The sequence below is a fragment of the Martinezella sp. CNPSo 3732 genome, assembly GCF_057784515.1.
Window position 1 is genome coordinate 65,397 of record NZ_JBXSOO010000012.1, and the last position, 14,739, is coordinate 80,135.

Sequence of the window (14,739 nt, forward strand, 5' to 3'; positions counted from 1 at the left end):
CTCGACACACTCAGACATTGCCGAGCGCCCTCTTCCGGTCTTCCGCCTGTGCCGCCAAGATAGTTTTGACCTTCTCGATCAACTCCGCTTCCGACACAGTTTCCTGCGCAACACGAGCTTCGCGCCAGCTGGCATTGTCCTCGATCTCGCCGGAAAGGCGCTTGCCCTCGATCAGATCCTTGATCTGCACGACGCCCTGGGCACGCTCGTCGCCGCCCTGGATGATGGCGATCGGGCAGCCGCGGCGGTCGGCGTATTTCAGCTGGTTGCCGAACTTCTTCCAATTGCCCTGGAACATTTCGGCGCGGATGCCGGCGGCACGCAGTTGCTGCGTGAAGCGCTGGTAGCGTCCCATGGCATCGACATCCCCATCCATGACGGTGACGAGTACGGGCTCGATCACTTCTTCCGTACCGAGCTTGCCGAGGTTCTTCAGCGCGGTCATCAGACGCGAGACTCCGATGGAAAAGCCGGTAGCAGGCACCGGCTGGCCCATGAAGCGCGAGACGAGCCCGTCATAACGGCCGCCGCCGCCGACCGAACCGAAGACGACCTTCTCGCCCTTCTCGTTGGTGACGTCGAACAGCAGCTCGGCTTCGTAGACCGGGCCGGTATAATATTCGAGGCCGCGCACGACGGACGGATCGATAATAATACGGCCGTCATCATAACCAGCGGCCTTGAATATCCCCGCCATCATCTGAAATTCGGATACGCCCTCAGCAAACTTTACATTTTGCCCGTAAGTGCTTTCAGCCATCGCCGTAAGCATGTCTTTGCTAATTGGCGCAGATGTCGCTGGAGCGTCCTCCGCTACATATGAGAAAACGGGGTTCAGTACGTCCAGCTGAGGATTTTCATCATAAGGCCGATATCGAAGCGTAATGAAATAACGCAATAGTCCGATTTGCTGGAGGGTTAGATCAACGCCTTTTGTGAAGTCGCCACTTTCATCTTTTCTACCTGCACCCAAGAGTTGCTCAACGCCATCCAGGCCGAATTTGTCGAGCTTATCCAAAGCACGCAAAACGTTGAGGCGCCGGTTTACATTGGCATCGCCATCCAGTCCGATGTGATCCAGGACGCCGTCGAGAACCTTGCGATTGTTGACGCGGATCACATAGTCGCCGCGCTTGATGCCCAAGGCCTCCAGCGTGTCGGCCATCATCATGCACATCTCGGCATCCGCCTGCACGCCCGGCGCACCGACGGTATCGGCATCGAACTGCATGAACTGCCGGAAGCGGCCCGGACCCGGCTTCTCGTTGCGGAAGACGTAGCCGGCGCGATAGGTGCGGTAGGGAAGCTGGATCTCGTTGAAATTCTCAGCGACATGACGGGCGAGCGGCGCCGTCAGATCGTAGCGCAGCGACATCCACTGCTCGTCGTCATCCTGAAGCGAGAACACGCCCTCATTCGGCCGGTCGCTATCGGGCAGGAACTTGCCGAGCGCATCGGTATATTCGAACAGCGGCGTTTCGACAGGATCGAAACCATAATGCTCATATACCCTACGGATCTTGGAGGTCATCTCGTTGACGGCGCGAATGTCGCTGGCCGAACGATCGACAAAGCCGCGCGGCAGGCGGGCCTTGAGCTTCTGCGGTTTCTTTTGTTTGTCGCTCATCTCTAGGGTAATCCGGTATGGGAACAGTCGCGGTTAACTAGCGGATTGGGCCGAATGCGGCAAGGATTGTTATATGTTGGCGGCCGACAAAACCGAGAAAAGCCGGATGACAGACGGACAAGAAAGATGTATGTTTGGAATACACGCATCCCAATTCCTATCAAGGCATCTTGATGAGCAAACAAACCGCCATCCGTCTGCCAGATGAAACCTATGAGCGCCTGCAGGCTCTGGCCACGCGAACGGGCCGGACCGCAACCTTCTACATTCGTCAAGCCGTTGAGGCGCACTTGGACGAAATGGAAGACGTATACTTAGCAGAACGCGCCATGGAGCGGATTAAGAACGGTGAAGACGAGGTCGTAAGCTCCGAGGAATTCTGGCGTGGCATGGACGATTGAGTATGCGCGATCTGCTCGCAAATTTGTCGAAAAACTCAATCCAGAGACACGCAAGAGAATAAGGAGCTTTCTCGAGGAACGTCTCGCCACTTTGCATGATCCCCGTCAGGTTGGCGATGCTCTGCAGGGTGCGCGGTTGGGGAATTACTGGCGTTATCGAGTCGGCGATTACCGAATTATCTGCGACCTGCAGGATAGCCGCTTGGTTGTGCTTGTTATCGAAATCGGAAACCGTCGCGACGTCTATCGTTAGGCGTAATTTTGGATTTGGAACAATACCGGAAAATGGCGGGTTGGCGCCGGACTCGCTTCATCCTATGTTGATTGCATGCGTTTCTTTGCGATCCTGACAATGCTGATTGCCTGGTTGCTCTATGGTGCCATGCCGGCGCTGGCGAATTGTCCTGTCTGCGATTCCGCCATGTCCATGCCAGCGACGATGAGCATACATGATGGCGTAACCGATATGCCTGACATGGCCGGTCATGCCAACATGGCCGAGCGCCAGCAAAAGAAGCCGCAAAACCCTTGCGCCGGTGGCATGGCGCATGTGGCGTCCTGTGCCGCCTGCATTGCCTTGATGCCGACCCTTGCGGTCGAAGGTGGCAAACACGCCTTCTCCTATCCGGCGCCGGAGCCCGGACAGCGTCTTGCTGGTTCCCTGCCGCAGCCGACAGCACCTCCTCCCCGTTTCATCTGACGATCTCCTGCATTCAATCGACGAGCGTTGCCGCTCAAATCTGATACCGTCCTGAAACGGAGAGAATACCTATGACTACTTCAAGATCGCTGATCCTCGCCAGCGTATTTGCTTTTGCCCTCACCCTTCCCACCTTTGCCGACGACATGAAGGGCATGGACATGAGCAAGCCGATGGGCGACCAGAGCGCCTCCAGCAAGGCGTTCAACGATGCCATGGGCAAGATGCACAAGGACATGATGATCCACTACAGCGGCGACGCCGATGCGGATTTCGTCCGCGGCATGATCCCGCATCATCAGGGCGCGATCGACATGGCGAAGATCGAGCTGAAATACGGAAAAGATCCCGAGCTGCGCAAACTGGCGGAGGCCGTTGTTACCGCGCAGGAAGCCGAGATCAAGGAAATGAAAGCCTGGCTGCAGAAGCACGGCAAGTAATTCACCCCATAATGAGGGGCGGTATCCATGCCGCCTCTCTCACCGTTCCGGATGCGGACGGCGGAAGATCCCATCCAACCAACTGGAAACGGCGCGTATGCGCACGAGCGGACGAAGCTCGGCATGCTTCAGCAGCCACATCTCTCGCACCGGCAGATTGCTGTCACCGCTATCGATGCGGCAAAGACCTCCCACATTCTCGGCCAGGATTTTCGGCAGCAGCGCGCGACCTAATCCTGCAGCCGCGGCCTGCAGCAGAGCCTCGGCATCGTTGACTACAAGCTGGCTGGAACGACCTGACTTTTCCGCCTGTACGGCAATCCAGCGGGCATGCGGCAGATGCGCCATTGCCTCTTCATAGATGATCCATGGCAAATCTTCCGCGTGCCTCTCCTGCCCGGCAGCGACATAGACGGCATAGTCCAGCGTCGCGATCCGCCTGGCGACGACTTTGCCGTTTGTCATATCGGCAGGTCTTGCGAGGCGCAGTGCCATGTCCGCCTCGCGTCGGGTCAGATTGAGATTTCTGGAATCGCCGATGAGTTCCAATTGCAGGCCGGAATGTTGCGCCAGCAGACTGGGCAGCGAGGGGATCAGCAGCCGGTTGATGAAGGATGGCGCCGCCGTGAGGCGTACCTTGCCGAGTGTCATGGGATCGGCCGCATCCAACGCGCTCGACAGCGCCATGACTTCGGCCTCGATCGTCTCGGCCTTCGCCACCGCGATCTCGCCCGCTGGCGTCGGCAATAGGGCACCACCTCCATCGCGCGTAAACAGCGTCGTGCCGAGGCGTTTCTCCAAAATGCGCAGGCGGCGACCGACCGTCGTCGCATCCGTCCGGAGCACCCTGCCGGCAGCGGCAAGGGATCCACCCCGCGCGAGCGCCAGAACATGGCGCAAATCGTTCCAATCGACATCGTGCAATTTTGCAGCTCCTGACGGCAAACTTACCGCGTGTGTCGGCATTATTGCAGTCATAGACTGGAAATATCCAGCAAGGAGATGACGATGACCCTGTTCGCAGTTCTGTTCGAGGACGATCAACAAAACGCCGCCGCGATCCGCAAGGAATATCTGCCGCGCCACTTCGCCTTCCTGGAGGCGAATGCCGCTTCCATCAGGACGGCTGGACCACTCAGCCGGGAGGGCGACGCTTTTGCCGGCGGCCTCTGGCTTGTCGAAGCGGAGACCGCCGATACCGTCGATCGTCTGGTGAAGGACGATCCATTCTGGGCGGCAGGCCTGCGCAAATCCGTGCAGGTCTTCAGATGGAACCAGGTATTTGCGGAGGGCGCGCTCCTTTAACCGGAGGCATCATCACATGCTCAGTCCATGACGTCAGGCAGGCGCGCGGCGAGCAGGTCGATGACCATGCGCATCTTCAGCGAAAGCTGCGGCACCTGCGGCCAGACGGCATAGATGTTGACGGGCCGGCTGGAGACATTGAGCACCGGCATGAGCTTGCCCGCGTGCACATAGCCCCGCACCAGCCAGCAGGGCAGCCACGCAATGCCCATTCCGGCGGCGGCCGCATCCGCGATGACCTCCAGGTCATCAAGACGCAACCGCGTCTGCGGAAAATAGTCGACGGCTGCACCGTCGCCCTGCAGGAAGGTCCACCTTTTGGCTTCCCCCGATCTCGCATAGATCACGAGATCGTGGCTATCGAGATCGGCAATGGTCTGGGGCGTACCTCTGGCAGCGAGATAATCCGGCGAGGCGCATAGCGTCATGCGATGAAGGGCGATCTTGCGGGCGGCAAGGCCGGCTTCGTCCCGCAACACGCCGTTGCGAATGGCGAGATCGAAGCCCTCGTCGAAGAGATCGACCACGCGATCGCTGAAGGAAAGGTCGAGTTCAAGCTTGGGGTGGATACGCGCCAATTCCAGCAGCAGCGGAGCAGCGCAGCGGCGGCCGAAAAGGACAGGCATCGAGATGCGCAGACGTCCGGTAACCTCGCGCTTACCCGATTCCAGCATGGCTTCGCCGGACTGTATCTCGTCCAGCGCCCGGCGGCAGCGCTCGTAAAAAGCTTGCCCCTCGTCGGTGAGGCTCTGCATGCGGGTGGTGCGGTGAAACAGGCGCACATTCAGGCGCCGCTCCAATTTGGCGATGGTCTTGCCGATCGCCGAGCGGGAGAGATTCATGCGCGTCGCCGCGGCCGAAAAGCCGCCGGCTTCGACCGCCTGCACGAATTCGGGAATGCCGTTGAGCATGTCATTCATGACGATTGCTTCCTTTGGGGAACCAGTTAGCGGAAATAATATCGCCACTGGCGACCAGAAAGCAACGATATGCTCTATCCATTGCTTTCAATTCCTCTCAGGAGATCATGATGACGAAGACCATAAAGCGTTGGACTCTCGATAAGATTGCCGTCGGCGCGCCTTTGAATCTGACGGAAACCGCAATTCCCTCGCCCGCGCGCGGCGAGGTTCTTGTGCGGGTCAAGGCCGTTTCTCTGAATTATCGCGACAAGCTCGTGCGCGAGACCGGCATGGGGCTGCCGATCCAATTTCCCTTCGTGCCGGCCTCAGATATGGCAGGTGTGATCGAAGCGGTCGGAGACGATGTGACCAGATTTGCCCCCGGTGATCGGGTGATTTCGACCTTTCATCCCGGTTGGATCGACGGCAAGCCGCTCGGCGATGCCCGCACACCTCCTTACAAGACGCTTGGCGGGTTCTATCCCGGCGTGCTCTCGGAATATATCGCTATGTCGGAGGACTGGTTCGTATCGGCACCGAAGAGCCTCGATTATGCCGAGGCGAGCACCTTGCCTTGTGCCGGTCTCACGGCATGGTTTGCGCTGGTGGAACGCGGCAAGGTCAAACCGGGTGACAGCGTGCTGGTGCAGGGAACGGGCGGCGTGGCACTGTTCGGGCTGCAGATCGCCGCGGCCCAGGGCGCCGAGGTCTTCGTGACCTCATCGGGACGGGAAAAGCTCGAGCGGGCCAAGGCTTTGGGCGCTCATCACGGCATCGACCGCAGCAAAAGCGATTGGGTGGAGGAAGTCTATCGTCTCACCAACGATCGGGGCATCGACCATATCATCGAAATTGCCGGCGGACCGAACTTCGGCCAGTCCCTGAAGGCGGTGGCGCCTCATGGCCGGATTTCCATTATCGGTGTCCTCGAAGGCTTCGACATCTCCGGTCCGGTGGCACCGCTGCTGCTAAAGTCCCCCACCGTGCAGGGCATCGGCGTCGGCCACCGCCGCTCGCTCGAAGATTTCGTGCACGCGGTCGACAGCATTGGCCTGAAGCCCGTCATCGATCATCGCTATGCACTCGGCGAGGCAACTGCCGCCTTCGATCATCTCGATCGCGGCCCCTTCGGCAAGATCGTCATCGAGCTCTGACGTAAAGCCGGGCCGCCGCGAAAGGCTGCGGCCCGGCTTTGCATGATATCAAACCTTCGGCTCGAAGGGCTGCGGTACGCGCTGGGCGCCCTGGCGGGTCAGCATCCAGCCGGGATATTCGGGCGCTAGCGCGCTGACTTCATCGAGCTTGGCCATATCCTCGGTATCGAGCTTCAGCTTGACGGCGGCCAAATTCTGATCGAGCTGGTCGAGACGCTTGGCGCCGATGATGATGCTGGTGACGAAGGGCTTCGCAAGGATCCAGGCGAGCGCCACAGTAGCCACACTGGAGCCGTGCTTCTCCGCCACTTCGCGCATGGCGGCGACGCAGGCCCAGGCGCGGTCCTTGTCGACGGGCGGGAAATCGAAGCTCGCACGCCGTCCCTCGCCATTGCCGGGAGCGCCCGGACCATACTTGCCCGAGAGCAGGCCGCCGGCCAGCGGCGACCAGACCATCAAACCAAGTTTCTCTTCCGACATTAGCGGCACGATCTCCCGCTCGAGATCCCGGCCGGCGATGGAATAATAGGCCTGCACCGTCTCGAAGCGAGCAAAGCCGCGGCGTTCCGAAATGCCGAGCGCCTTGGCGATACGCCAAGCCTGCCAGTTGGAGACGCCGACATAGCGGACCAGGCCGCGCGAAACGAGATCGTCCAGCGCCCGCAGCGTCTCGTCGATCGGGGTTACCGTATCCGTGGCGTGGATCTGATAGAGGTCGATGTGATCGGTCTGCAGGCGATCAAGGCTCGCCTGCACGGAGTCCATGATATGGCCGCGCGAGGCGCCGCGATCGTTCGGCTTGTCGCCCATGACGCCATAGACCTTGGTGGCGATGACAACATCCTTGCGGGGAACGCCGAGATTCTTCAGGGCCTGACCGAGCAGCTTTTCGGAATTGCCGAAGGAATAGACGTCGGCGGTGTCGATGAAATTGACGCCGGCCGCGAGCGAGCCTTCGACGATCTTATCCGCCAACGCCTGGTCGACATCGGCGATCGAGCCCCAGGGAGTGTTGGGGTTGGATTCGCCGAAGGTCATCGTGCCCAGGCAAAGTTCGGAGACGAACAGGCCGGTATTGCCGAGTTGGTTGTAACGCATAGGAGAAATTCCCTTGTGGTCAGCCGGAAGACTCTTCCCGCCGGTGAACGCTATCTTTTCGCTGAATTGGCCTCGGCACGACAGCCGCAGTCGGGGCTGCCCTGGGGAGATCATAAGACGGTCGTCGAGGCCGGGCTCTGGCTCCGCGGCAATCGAGACAACAAGCACATAATGCACCGGAAATCGATTTCAACACGAGACCTCGGACCGATCACGATGCGGTGACCGACGCATGCTCTTGCGTCCGACTGGCTCTTGCGTCCGGCTGGGCGCGGATTAGACTCCAGCCTTCATATCATGCGCAGAACGGACATACCGATGACGCAACGCCCTTTGACCACGATCGGCTTCGACGCCGACGACACGCTCTGGCAGAACGAGCAGTTCTACCGGCTGACGGAGCTGCAATTTACCGAACTTCTCGCCGATCACGCCGCAAGCGATGTCATTGCCGCGCGGCTACTGGAGGCTGAAAAGCGCAACCTCCGCCATTACGGTTTCGGCATCAAAGGTTTCACCCTCTCGATGATCGAAACGGCTATAGAGATCACGGAGGGCGAAGTGCCAGCGACCGTCATCGCGCAGATCCTCGATATTGGCCGCGATCTTCTCGCCCATCCCGTCGAAACGCTGCCGCACGTGCGCGAGACGTTGGAAGCGCTGTCGGGAAAGTATCTGCTGGTGCTGATCACCAAGGGCGATCTTTTCGATCAGGAGCGCAAGCTCGCCCAATCCGGGCTCGGCGACCTTTTCGATGCGGTCGAGATCGTCTCGGACAAGAACGCGTCGACCTATCGCCGCATCTTCTCCAAGGTGGGCGACGGGCCGGAACGGGCGATGATGATCGGCAATTCGCTAAAATCGGACATCGTGCCGGCACTTGCCGCCGGCAGCTACGGCGTCTTCGTGCCACACGAGCTTACATGGTCGTTCGAGCATGTCGAGGAGCCGACCGAAGCGCCGCGTTTTCGCAAGATCGGTCATCTCGGCGAGCTGCATGGCGTAATCGAAACGTTGCAGTAACCCTTACTGTCCCTGCTTCGAACGCGGCGGAAACAGCATCGGTCCCTGATCCTTCTGCTGATCAGCCGGCGCCTGCTGCGCGGCCGGCGGATTGGGATCGATGAGGATCTCGTATGGCGCACCGAGACCGCGCCGGCGCGTGACGCGCGAATAATAGGGCTTGATCAGCCAGGTCGTATCCTCATTGACGGTGACGTCGGCGGTGTTGCCGTCTTCATCCGTGCCGAAGAAGGATTCATCCTCGCTCGACGAGAGATCGAAGATCGCCATATAGGCATATTTGCTCTTCGAGCTAAAGGTGATCCGTACATGCTGGCCCTTCTTCAGCGGCAGTGTGTAGACCTTACCCTTGCCGAACTTCGTCCAGCCCGTCAGCCTCTCGAGAACGGCCGGCAGAGCGATCTTCTCAAGCTTTTCCCCACGGTCGAGCTGCGGCAACTGTTGTTGCTGGGTATCACTTTGCGCATGGGCGGCTGCGGCGCTGAACAGCGCAAAGATCGTCAGCGAAAGACCGAGAAGCGCAGCTCTCATGGCCGCACCAATGCGCATCGCATCGCCTCCACCTCTTTCCGGCAATAGCAGCCCTCGATGTGATCGTTGACGAGGCCCATGGCCTGCATGAATGCATAAACTGTGGTCGGGCCGACAAAGGTCCAGCCGCGCTTCTTCAGATCCTTCGAAATCCGCACCGAAGCCGCCGTCGTCGGATTGGCGCGAAGATGGGCAAGATCGAAGATCTCCGGGCGCTCGGCAACGCTCGGCTCATGGCTCCAGAAATAGCGGGCGAGCGAACCGAATTCGTCGCGCAGCTCGATGGCGCGATTGGCATTGTTGATAGTGGAGACGATTTTGCCGCGATGGCGGATGATGCCGGCATCGGCGAGGCAGCGCTCGATATCGGCTTCGCCAAACTTGGCGACTTTCTCGAAATCGAAGCCCGCAAAAGCGGCACGGAAATTCTCGCGCTTGCGCAGGATCGTCAGCCAGGACAGGCCCGACTGGAAGCCTTCGAGGCAGATCTTCTCGAACAGCCTGATGTCATTGACAACAGGCCGACCCCATTCCTCGTCGTGATAGCGCTGATATTCCGGCAGATTGCCGTGCCAGAAGCAGCGGTCCTTGCCATCTTCGCCGGTGATGATGCCCGTTTCGGCCATTTTCGCGATTCGTCCCCTATTTCAGCACGCGCTACCGGGAGCCGGTATGCCACTATCGGATAAATTGAGATCAATCAAATGCTTAAATTCATAGGCTGACTTCGACGACCGCGCATTCCGATTCATGATTTACCACTTGCAAACCATCTTTCCAAACCAAGCGGTAACCCTGACAAAGCTTTATCGGCTTCGCGGCATTTTGATGAATAGATGTTTACCATTCGCTCGCGTGCAAGTGGCACCATTGTTTCGACCGGGCGCTTTCGCGCCCATCCTCGGCCCATGTGTAGAGAGTTTGTCCGATGATGAAACATGCCGTCCTGTTTGCCGCGGGCGCTCTGAGCCTCCTTGCTTCCAACGCCTTTGCCGACGATCGTTATCAGTCGCGCCCGCCCGTCATCGTCAGTCCCGATCTGACGGCCCCCTGGGTGATGCAGCTTGGCGGCGGCAACGTGCAGCCGGTCGTCTATCCCCGCCCGATGGCGCGCCGCGCCGCCGATCCCAGAATGGAGCAGCAGGCCAATCCGCAGGTGCGCCAAGTCGTGCAGCCGCGCGGGCTGTTTGCGCGCCCGGCCGTGCAGCAGGTCGCCATGGCCCACCCTCAATATCCGGCAGTCCGAGGCCAGATCGATCCGCAGTTCCTGCCGCAGATCGTCGACTACCAGACCAAGGAAAAGCCCGGCAGCATCATCATCGACACCAATAACCGCTTTCTCTATCTGGTGATGGATGGCGGCAAGGCACGGCGCTATGGCGTCGGCGTCGGCAAGCCCGGCTTCGAATGGGCGGGCGCCCATACCGTGACCCGCAAGCAGGAATGGCCGGACTGGACGCCGCCCGCCGAGATGATCTCGCGCGAAGCCGCCAAGGGCCACTATCTGCCGGCGCACATGGAAGGCGGCGAAGGCAATCCGCTCGGCGCCCGCGCCATGTATCTGGGCTCCACCCTCTATCGCATCCATGGCACCAACGCCCCCTGGACGATCGGCAGTGCCGTCTCGTCCGGCTGCATCCGCCTTCGCAACGAAGATGTCATCGACCTCTACAACCGCGTGAAGGTCGGCACCCGCGTCACCGTCATGTAATTTCTAATGACCGCTGGACCTGTGCGGCGATACTATCCCATCGAGGGAGCAGTATTCGGCGCACCGGACGGCCCGCTACTATAGTTCAGACTATAGTCTGATCCGCGATAGAAGAGAGGCTGGTTCTTCCAAACCATTCTCCTTATCGGGTATTTTGATCTTGATCCCTTCGTTGGTTCCGGTAATTTCCTACCGGATTCAACGAGGGGAATGCCAATTATGAAAGCAGCATTGTCGATCGTGACGGCAGGTGTCGTCGCGGCGTGTCTTCTTACAGCATCGAACGCAGCGGCCTTTACCGCCTCAGCACCCTATGCGACGCCAGCCACGCGCGGCGATGTGATCCGCGTCGCGATGGAGCCGCAGGGCCAGGTGAAGCCGCAGTTCCAGCGGCGCATGGTGCGGCTGGCGACGAACGAGGAGCCGGGCACCGTTATCGTCGACACCAACAACAAGTATCTCTACCTCGTCGAAGGCAATAACCGCGCAAGACGCTATGGCATCGGCGTCGGTCGCGATGGTTTCGGCTGGTCCGGCGTCGTCAAGGTCGGCCGCAAGGCGGAATGGCCCGGCTGGACGCCGCCGCCGGAAATGATCGTGCGCGAAGGCAAGAAGGGCCACAAGCTGCCGGCCTATCAGGAAGGCGGCGAGGACAATCCGCTCGGCGCGCGCGCCATGTATCTCTATCGCAACGGCAACGACACCGCCTTCCGCATCCACGGCACCAACCAGCCATGGAGCATCGGCCTCAACATGTCCTCCGGCTGCATCCGCATGATGAACAAGGACGTGATCGATCTCTACGACCGCGTTCCTGTGGGCACCAAGGTCATCGTCGTTGGCCCCGGCAATAAGCAGGGCGAGGTCAGCTATCAAGATCGCGGCGTCGATGTGCTGAGGACCCTGTTCGGCGGCTGAAAAAGCCGCCTCTCTGTCTTACCCGAATCAGGCAGCGGTATAACGGGCGCTCCGAACGATGGCATGACCATTTATGCGAGATCGGAGCGCTCGCATCACTTGCAACAGCTTATTGCCTGCAGGCTGGAGTAAGGACGCTGTTGCGCCAGTGTTACAACTCGGCACTTATCGTGCCGCATCGCCGAAAAGCGGCCCACTGCCTTCAGTTTGCCGTCAGTTTTCCCGCCTAAGCCGTGCTTGCCTATCCATGACTGCAATAGAAGTGTCATGGAAGCGCGTTTAGATAGCGGCACTTTGGCATCCGGGGATTTCATATGCATCGTGCATTTCGCATCAAGCAGCCGGCATTCGCCGCGCTTGCGACTTCCGCATTCATATTTGCCGCAAGCTCTGCCTCGGCAGAGATGCAATTTTCAGCTTACGGCGGCATACAGGGCGCGACAGGCAGCAATGTGACCACGTCGGACGGCGCTGATTTCGACCCTAACTGGTCCGGCAAATCCTTCAAGATGCCGCCCTATTTCGGCTTCCGCGGCATCTGGTGGCTTGACGAGTTCGACAAGCCGAACTGGGGCGTGTCGCTCGATTATACCCATGCGAAGGTCTATGGCGATCTCGGCAATACGCCCGGCTGGTCGCATTTCGAGTTCACAGACGGCCTGAACATGCTGACGCTGAACGCGCTCTACCGCTTCCAGGACCCTAGCCGCAACTGGACGCCCTATGTCGGCCTCGGCGCCGGTATCAACGTGCCGCACGTCGAAGTCACCCGCGCTTCCGGTACGACCTTCGACTACCAGTTCGGCGGTGCTTCGCTGCAGGCGCAGGCGGGCGTCAGCTATCAATTCGCCAAGCACTGGTCGACCTTTGTCGAATACAAGGGCAACTACAACTTCGTGAACAACGTCTCGATCGATAGCGGCGACACGCTGAAGACCAGGGTTTTCACCCACGCTCTCGACTTCGGCGTCTCGTTCAACTTCTGACGTCATTCACGCTGAAGTCGCAATCGACCCCTCAAACCGGTTCAGACTTGGGGGATCTTGTGCTATGTTTCAGCCATGAGCTTTTTCTACTACCGATGTGACTGGATCCATCCGGAAAGCGAGGAGCCAGTCATGGTTTATTACGAGGTCGATATTGCCGGCGATGTTCCGCGGCTCATCGATGTGTTTGCCGATGGCCGCCGACATTGCATGTCTGTTGCCGATATCTCCCTGCGCGGCCGCGATATCCAGCACCTGACCAGCCTGGTGGAAGGCTCTTTTTACGACGGTATCGCAGGACTGGTCGACGGGATCTTCTTCGAAGAGGGCCAGGAGCGCATCAGCATGACGCGCATTGCGGCCGACAAATTCGAGGTTGAATGGCAGGCACACCGCCTGCCCGCGCCGGACAGGCTGCATTAGGACTGCCGAGCCTTTTTCAGATCGCTCTAGGCCGCCGCCGGCTGCAGGCCCTTCAGTTTCTCCGGCATATCACCGCCGTAGGCCCAGTCCAGCAGCTCTACCGTATGCAGGATGGGAATGCCCGTTCCCGTCGCGATATGCGTGATGCAGCCGATATTGCCCGTGGCGATGATATCTGCCCTCGTTGCCTCGATATTCCGGACCTTGCGTGCCTTCAGCTCGGCCGAAATCTCCGGCTGCATGATGTTGTAGGTGCCGGCCGAGCCGCAACAGAGATGTCCCTCCGCCGGATCGCGCACCGTGAAACCGGCCGCCTTCAAAAGCAGCTTCGGCGCCATGGTGATCTTCTGCCCATGCTGCATGGAACAGGCGGAATGATAGGCGACGGTGATGCCGCGCGGCATATGCGAGGGAAGATCGAGACTTGCGAGATATTCGGTGACGTCCTTGGCAAGCGCTGACACCATTGCCGCCTTGTCGGCATAGGCCGGATCGAGGCGCAGCATATGGCCGTAATCCTTGATCGTCGTGCCGCAGCCCGACGCCGTGATGATGATGGCGTCCAGCCCTCCGGCCTCGATCTCGCGCATCCAGACATCGACATTGGCACGGGCCGCGGCAAGAGCCTGCTCCTCCCGGCCCATGTGATGAACCAGCGAGCCGCAGCAGACCTCCCCTTCCGGCACCACGACCTCGACGCCGAGGCGGGTCAAAAGGCGGATGGCGGCTGCGTTGATTTCGGGATCGAGCACCGGCTGGGCGCAGCCCGTCAGGATCGCCACCCGGCCGCGTCGCTCGACCTGCGCTACATGCAGCCCCGGCTTTGCAAGGGGCGACGGCGCGGGAATGCTGCGGGGCGCGAGATCGAGCATGGCGGCGAAAGCCTTCAATGCCGGATTACGCTTCAACAGCCCCTTGAACGGCCGCCCAAAGTTCGCAAGCCGCAGGGCCAGCCGGAAACGGCCAGGATAGGGCAACACGGCGGCGAGCATATTGCGGGTCAGCCGATCCATCAGCGGGCGTTTGTATGTGTTTTCGACATGGACACGCGCATGGTCGATCAGGTGCATATAATCGACGCCGGAGGGACAGGTCGTCGTGCAGGCAAGGCAGGAGAGACAACGATCGATATGCGTCACCACTTCTGCATCGGCGGGGCGGCCGTTTTCCAGCATATCCTTGATGAGATAAATGCGGCCGCGCGGGCTGTCGAGCTCATTGCCGAGCGTCACATAGGTCGGGCAGGTGGCGGTGCAGAAACCGCAATGCACGCATTTGCGCAGGATTGCCTCGGATTCGGCCACATGCGGATCGGCGAGCTGTTCGGGCGTGAAATTGGTTTGCATCAGGCTTTCCCTACTTTCTTACCGGTCGCAAGACGGTTGTTCCCATCCTCGAACAGTGCCCCCTCATCCGCCCTATCGGGCACCTTCTCCCCACGGGGAGAAGGGGAAACCAGCGCCACGACCCTCTACTTGCCACGAAGAAACGATTCAGGATTGAAGCTTCCCCTCTCCCCC

18 protein-coding genes are annotated in these 14,739 nt (G+C 59.9%); 11 read left to right on the top strand and 7 right to left on the bottom strand.

What is annotated here, in order from left to right:
* Positions 1-10 precede the first annotated feature (10 nt).
* Positions 11-1,627, bottom strand: coding sequence for a histidine--tRNA ligase (gene hisS / locus AC13RM_RS19475; RefSeq protein WP_374820153.1), 1,617 nt, complete (start codon positions 1,625-1,627; stop codon positions 11-13).
* 173 nt (positions 1,628-1,800) lie between these two features.
* On the opposite strand from hisS, the gene relB reads away from it, so the two are divergent.
* From relB to copM, 4 genes are all read left to right on the top strand, one after another.
* Positions 1,801-2,028 (top strand): type II toxin-antitoxin system RelB family antitoxin, encoded by a 228-nt coding sequence (relB, locus tag AC13RM_RS19480; protein WP_069612387.1) that lies wholly within the window; start codon positions 1,801-1,803, stop codon positions 2,026-2,028.
* Complete coding sequence (locus AC13RM_RS19485) at positions 2,012-2,281, top strand: type II toxin-antitoxin system RelE family toxin (protein ID WP_083258161.1); 270 nt, start codon at positions 2,012-2,014, stop codon at positions 2,279-2,281. Before relB ends, AC13RM_RS19485 begins: the two co-directional genes overlap by 17 nt.
* Positions 2,282-2,356: 75 nt before the next feature.
* Complete coding sequence (locus tag AC13RM_RS19490) at positions 2,357-2,728, top strand: hypothetical protein (RefSeq protein WP_488555433.1); 372 nt, start codon at positions 2,357-2,359, stop codon at positions 2,726-2,728.
* 71 nt (positions 2,729-2,799) lie between these two features.
* Positions 2,800-3,168, top strand: coding sequence for a CopM family metallochaperone (gene copM, locus AC13RM_RS19495; protein ID WP_285174432.1), 369 nt, complete (start codon positions 2,800-2,802; stop codon positions 3,166-3,168).
* A gap of 39 nt (positions 3,169-3,207) precedes the next feature.
* Here copM and AC13RM_RS19500 read toward each other — a convergent pair whose 3' ends face one another.
* Complete coding sequence (locus AC13RM_RS19500) at positions 3,208-4,092, bottom strand: LysR family transcriptional regulator (protein ID WP_374820149.1); 885 nt, start codon at positions 4,090-4,092, stop codon at positions 3,208-3,210.
* Positions 4,093-4,176: 84 nt separating this feature from the next.
* Between AC13RM_RS19500 and AC13RM_RS19505 the strand changes: the two genes are divergently transcribed.
* The gene (locus tag AC13RM_RS19505) at positions 4,177-4,473 is read left to right on the top strand and encodes a YciI family protein (RefSeq protein WP_374820148.1); all 297 of its coding nucleotides are present in this window, start codon (positions 4,177-4,179) and stop codon (positions 4,471-4,473) included.
* A 20-nt stretch (positions 4,474-4,493) separates the two neighbouring features.
* Here the strand turns inward: AC13RM_RS19505 and AC13RM_RS19510 are convergent, their stop codons facing one another.
* On the bottom strand, positions 4,494-5,393 hold the full coding sequence (locus AC13RM_RS19510) for a LysR family transcriptional regulator (protein WP_285174435.1): 900 nt from the start codon (positions 5,391-5,393) through the stop codon (positions 4,494-4,496).
* 110 nt (positions 5,394-5,503) lie between these two features.
* Between AC13RM_RS19510 and AC13RM_RS19515 the strand changes: the two genes are divergently transcribed.
* Complete coding sequence (locus AC13RM_RS19515; RefSeq protein WP_374820147.1) at positions 5,504-6,529, top strand: zinc-dependent alcohol dehydrogenase family protein; 1,026 nt, start codon at positions 5,504-5,506, stop codon at positions 6,527-6,529.
* Positions 6,530-6,577: 48 nt separating this feature from the next.
* Here AC13RM_RS19515 and AC13RM_RS19520 read toward each other — a convergent pair whose 3' ends face one another.
* Entirely contained in the window at positions 6,578-7,627 is a 1,050-nt protein-coding gene (locus tag AC13RM_RS19520; protein ID WP_374820146.1) for an aldo/keto reductase, read from the bottom strand.
* 318 nt (positions 7,628-7,945) lie between these two features.
* Here AC13RM_RS19520 and AC13RM_RS19525 point away from each other — a divergent pair, with 318 nt between their 5' ends.
* Positions 7,946-8,650, top strand: a complete 705-nt coding sequence (locus tag AC13RM_RS19525; RefSeq protein WP_113232114.1) for an HAD family hydrolase — start codon at positions 7,946-7,948, stop codon at positions 8,648-8,650.
* Between the two features lie 3 nt (positions 8,651-8,653).
* Here the strand turns inward: AC13RM_RS19525 and AC13RM_RS19530 are convergent, their stop codons facing one another.
* Both AC13RM_RS19530 and AC13RM_RS19535 read right to left on the bottom strand, forming a co-directional pair.
* Positions 8,654-9,199 carry a hypothetical protein gene (locus tag AC13RM_RS19530; protein WP_374820144.1) on the bottom strand — a complete coding sequence of 182 codons (546 nt, stop codon included), beginning with the start codon at positions 9,197-9,199 and terminating at the stop codon, positions 8,654-8,656.
* The gene (locus AC13RM_RS19535) at positions 9,178-9,807 is read right to left on the bottom strand and encodes a DNA-3-methyladenine glycosylase I (protein ID WP_113232116.1); all 630 of its coding nucleotides are present in this window, start codon (positions 9,805-9,807) and stop codon (positions 9,178-9,180) included. Before AC13RM_RS19535 ends, AC13RM_RS19530 begins: the two co-directional genes overlap by 22 nt.
* A 302-nt stretch (positions 9,808-10,109) precedes the next feature.
* On the opposite strand from AC13RM_RS19535, the gene AC13RM_RS19540 reads away from it, so the two are divergent.
* From AC13RM_RS19540 to AC13RM_RS19555, 4 genes are all read left to right on the top strand, one after another.
* Positions 10,110-10,892: a L,D-transpeptidase gene (locus AC13RM_RS19540; protein ID WP_374820142.1), complete on the top strand. Its 783-nt coding sequence runs from the start codon at positions 10,110-10,112 to the stop codon at positions 10,890-10,892.
* Positions 10,893-11,111: 219 nt separating this feature from the next.
* Positions 11,112-11,810: a L,D-transpeptidase gene (locus tag AC13RM_RS19545; protein WP_374820140.1), complete on the top strand. Its 699-nt coding sequence runs from the start codon at positions 11,112-11,114 to the stop codon at positions 11,808-11,810.
* A 314-nt stretch (positions 11,811-12,124) separates the two neighbouring features.
* Positions 12,125-12,796 carry an outer membrane protein gene (locus tag AC13RM_RS19550; RefSeq protein WP_113232119.1) on the top strand — a complete coding sequence of 224 codons (672 nt, stop codon included), beginning with the start codon at positions 12,125-12,127 and terminating at the stop codon, positions 12,794-12,796.
* Between the two features lie 75 nt (positions 12,797-12,871).
* The gene (locus tag AC13RM_RS19555; protein ID WP_374820138.1) at positions 12,872-13,219 is read left to right on the top strand and encodes a DUF6881 domain-containing protein; all 348 of its coding nucleotides are present in this window, start codon (positions 12,872-12,874) and stop codon (positions 13,217-13,219) included.
* A gap of 26 nt (positions 13,220-13,245) precedes the next feature.
* On the opposite strand, the gene glcF is transcribed toward AC13RM_RS19555, so the two are convergent.
* Positions 13,246-14,565 carry a glycolate oxidase subunit GlcF gene (gene glcF, locus AC13RM_RS19560; protein ID WP_374820136.1) on the bottom strand — a complete coding sequence of 440 codons (1,320 nt, stop codon included), beginning with the start codon at positions 14,563-14,565 and terminating at the stop codon, positions 13,246-13,248.
* Between the last annotated feature and the right edge of the window lie 174 nt (positions 14,566-14,739).

Excerpts from the sequence above, each read along its gene's own strand:
- AC13RM_RS19525 (WP_113232114.1), top strand. The coding sequence starts at position 7,946 with ATGACGCAACGCCCTTTGACCACGATCGGCTTCGACGCCGACGACACG.
- AC13RM_RS19505 (WP_374820148.1), top strand. The coding sequence starts at position 4,177 with ATGACCCTGTTCGCAGTTCTGTTCGAGGACGATCAACAAAACGCCGCC.
- AC13RM_RS19490 (WP_488555433.1), top strand. The coding sequence starts at position 2,357 with ATGCGTTTCTTTGCGATCCTGACAATGCTGATTGCCTGGTTGCTCTAT.
- AC13RM_RS19555 (WP_374820138.1), top strand. The coding sequence starts at position 12,872 with ATGAGCTTTTTCTACTACCGATGTGACTGGATCCATCCGGAAAGCGAG.
- AC13RM_RS19550 (WP_113232119.1), top strand. The coding sequence starts at position 12,125 with ATGCATCGTGCATTTCGCATCAAGCAGCCGGCATTCGCCGCGCTTGCG.
- AC13RM_RS19540 (WP_374820142.1), top strand. The coding sequence starts at position 10,110 with ATGATGAAACATGCCGTCCTGTTTGCCGCGGGCGCTCTGAGCCTCCTT.
- AC13RM_RS19515 (WP_374820147.1), top strand. The coding sequence starts at position 5,504 with ATGACGAAGACCATAAAGCGTTGGACTCTCGATAAGATTGCCGTCGGC.
- AC13RM_RS19520 (WP_374820146.1), bottom strand. The coding sequence starts at position 7,627 with ATGCGTTACAACCAACTCGGCAATACCGGCCTGTTCGTCTCCGAACTT.
- glcF (WP_374820136.1), bottom strand. The coding sequence starts at position 14,565 with ATGCAAACCAATTTCACGCCCGAACAGCTCGCCGATCCGCATGTGGCC.
- AC13RM_RS19535 (WP_113232116.1), bottom strand. The coding sequence starts at position 9,807 with ATGGCCGAAACGGGCATCATCACCGGCGAAGATGGCAAGGACCGCTGC.
- AC13RM_RS19510 (WP_285174435.1), bottom strand. The coding sequence starts at position 5,393 with ATGAATGACATGCTCAACGGCATTCCCGAATTCGTGCAGGCGGTCGAA.
- hisS (WP_374820153.1), bottom strand. The coding sequence starts at position 1,627 with ATGAGCGACAAACAAAAGAAACCGCAGAAGCTCAAGGCCCGCCTGCCG.
- copM (WP_285174432.1), top strand. The coding sequence starts at position 2,800 with ATGACTACTTCAAGATCGCTGATCCTCGCCAGCGTATTTGCTTTTGCC.
- relB (WP_069612387.1), top strand. The coding sequence starts at position 1,801 with ATGAGCAAACAAACCGCCATCCGTCTGCCAGATGAAACCTATGAGCGC.
- AC13RM_RS19545 (WP_374820140.1), top strand. The coding sequence starts at position 11,112 with ATGAAAGCAGCATTGTCGATCGTGACGGCAGGTGTCGTCGCGGCGTGT.
- AC13RM_RS19530 (WP_374820144.1), bottom strand. The coding sequence starts at position 9,199 with ATGCGCATTGGTGCGGCCATGAGAGCTGCGCTTCTCGGTCTTTCGCTG.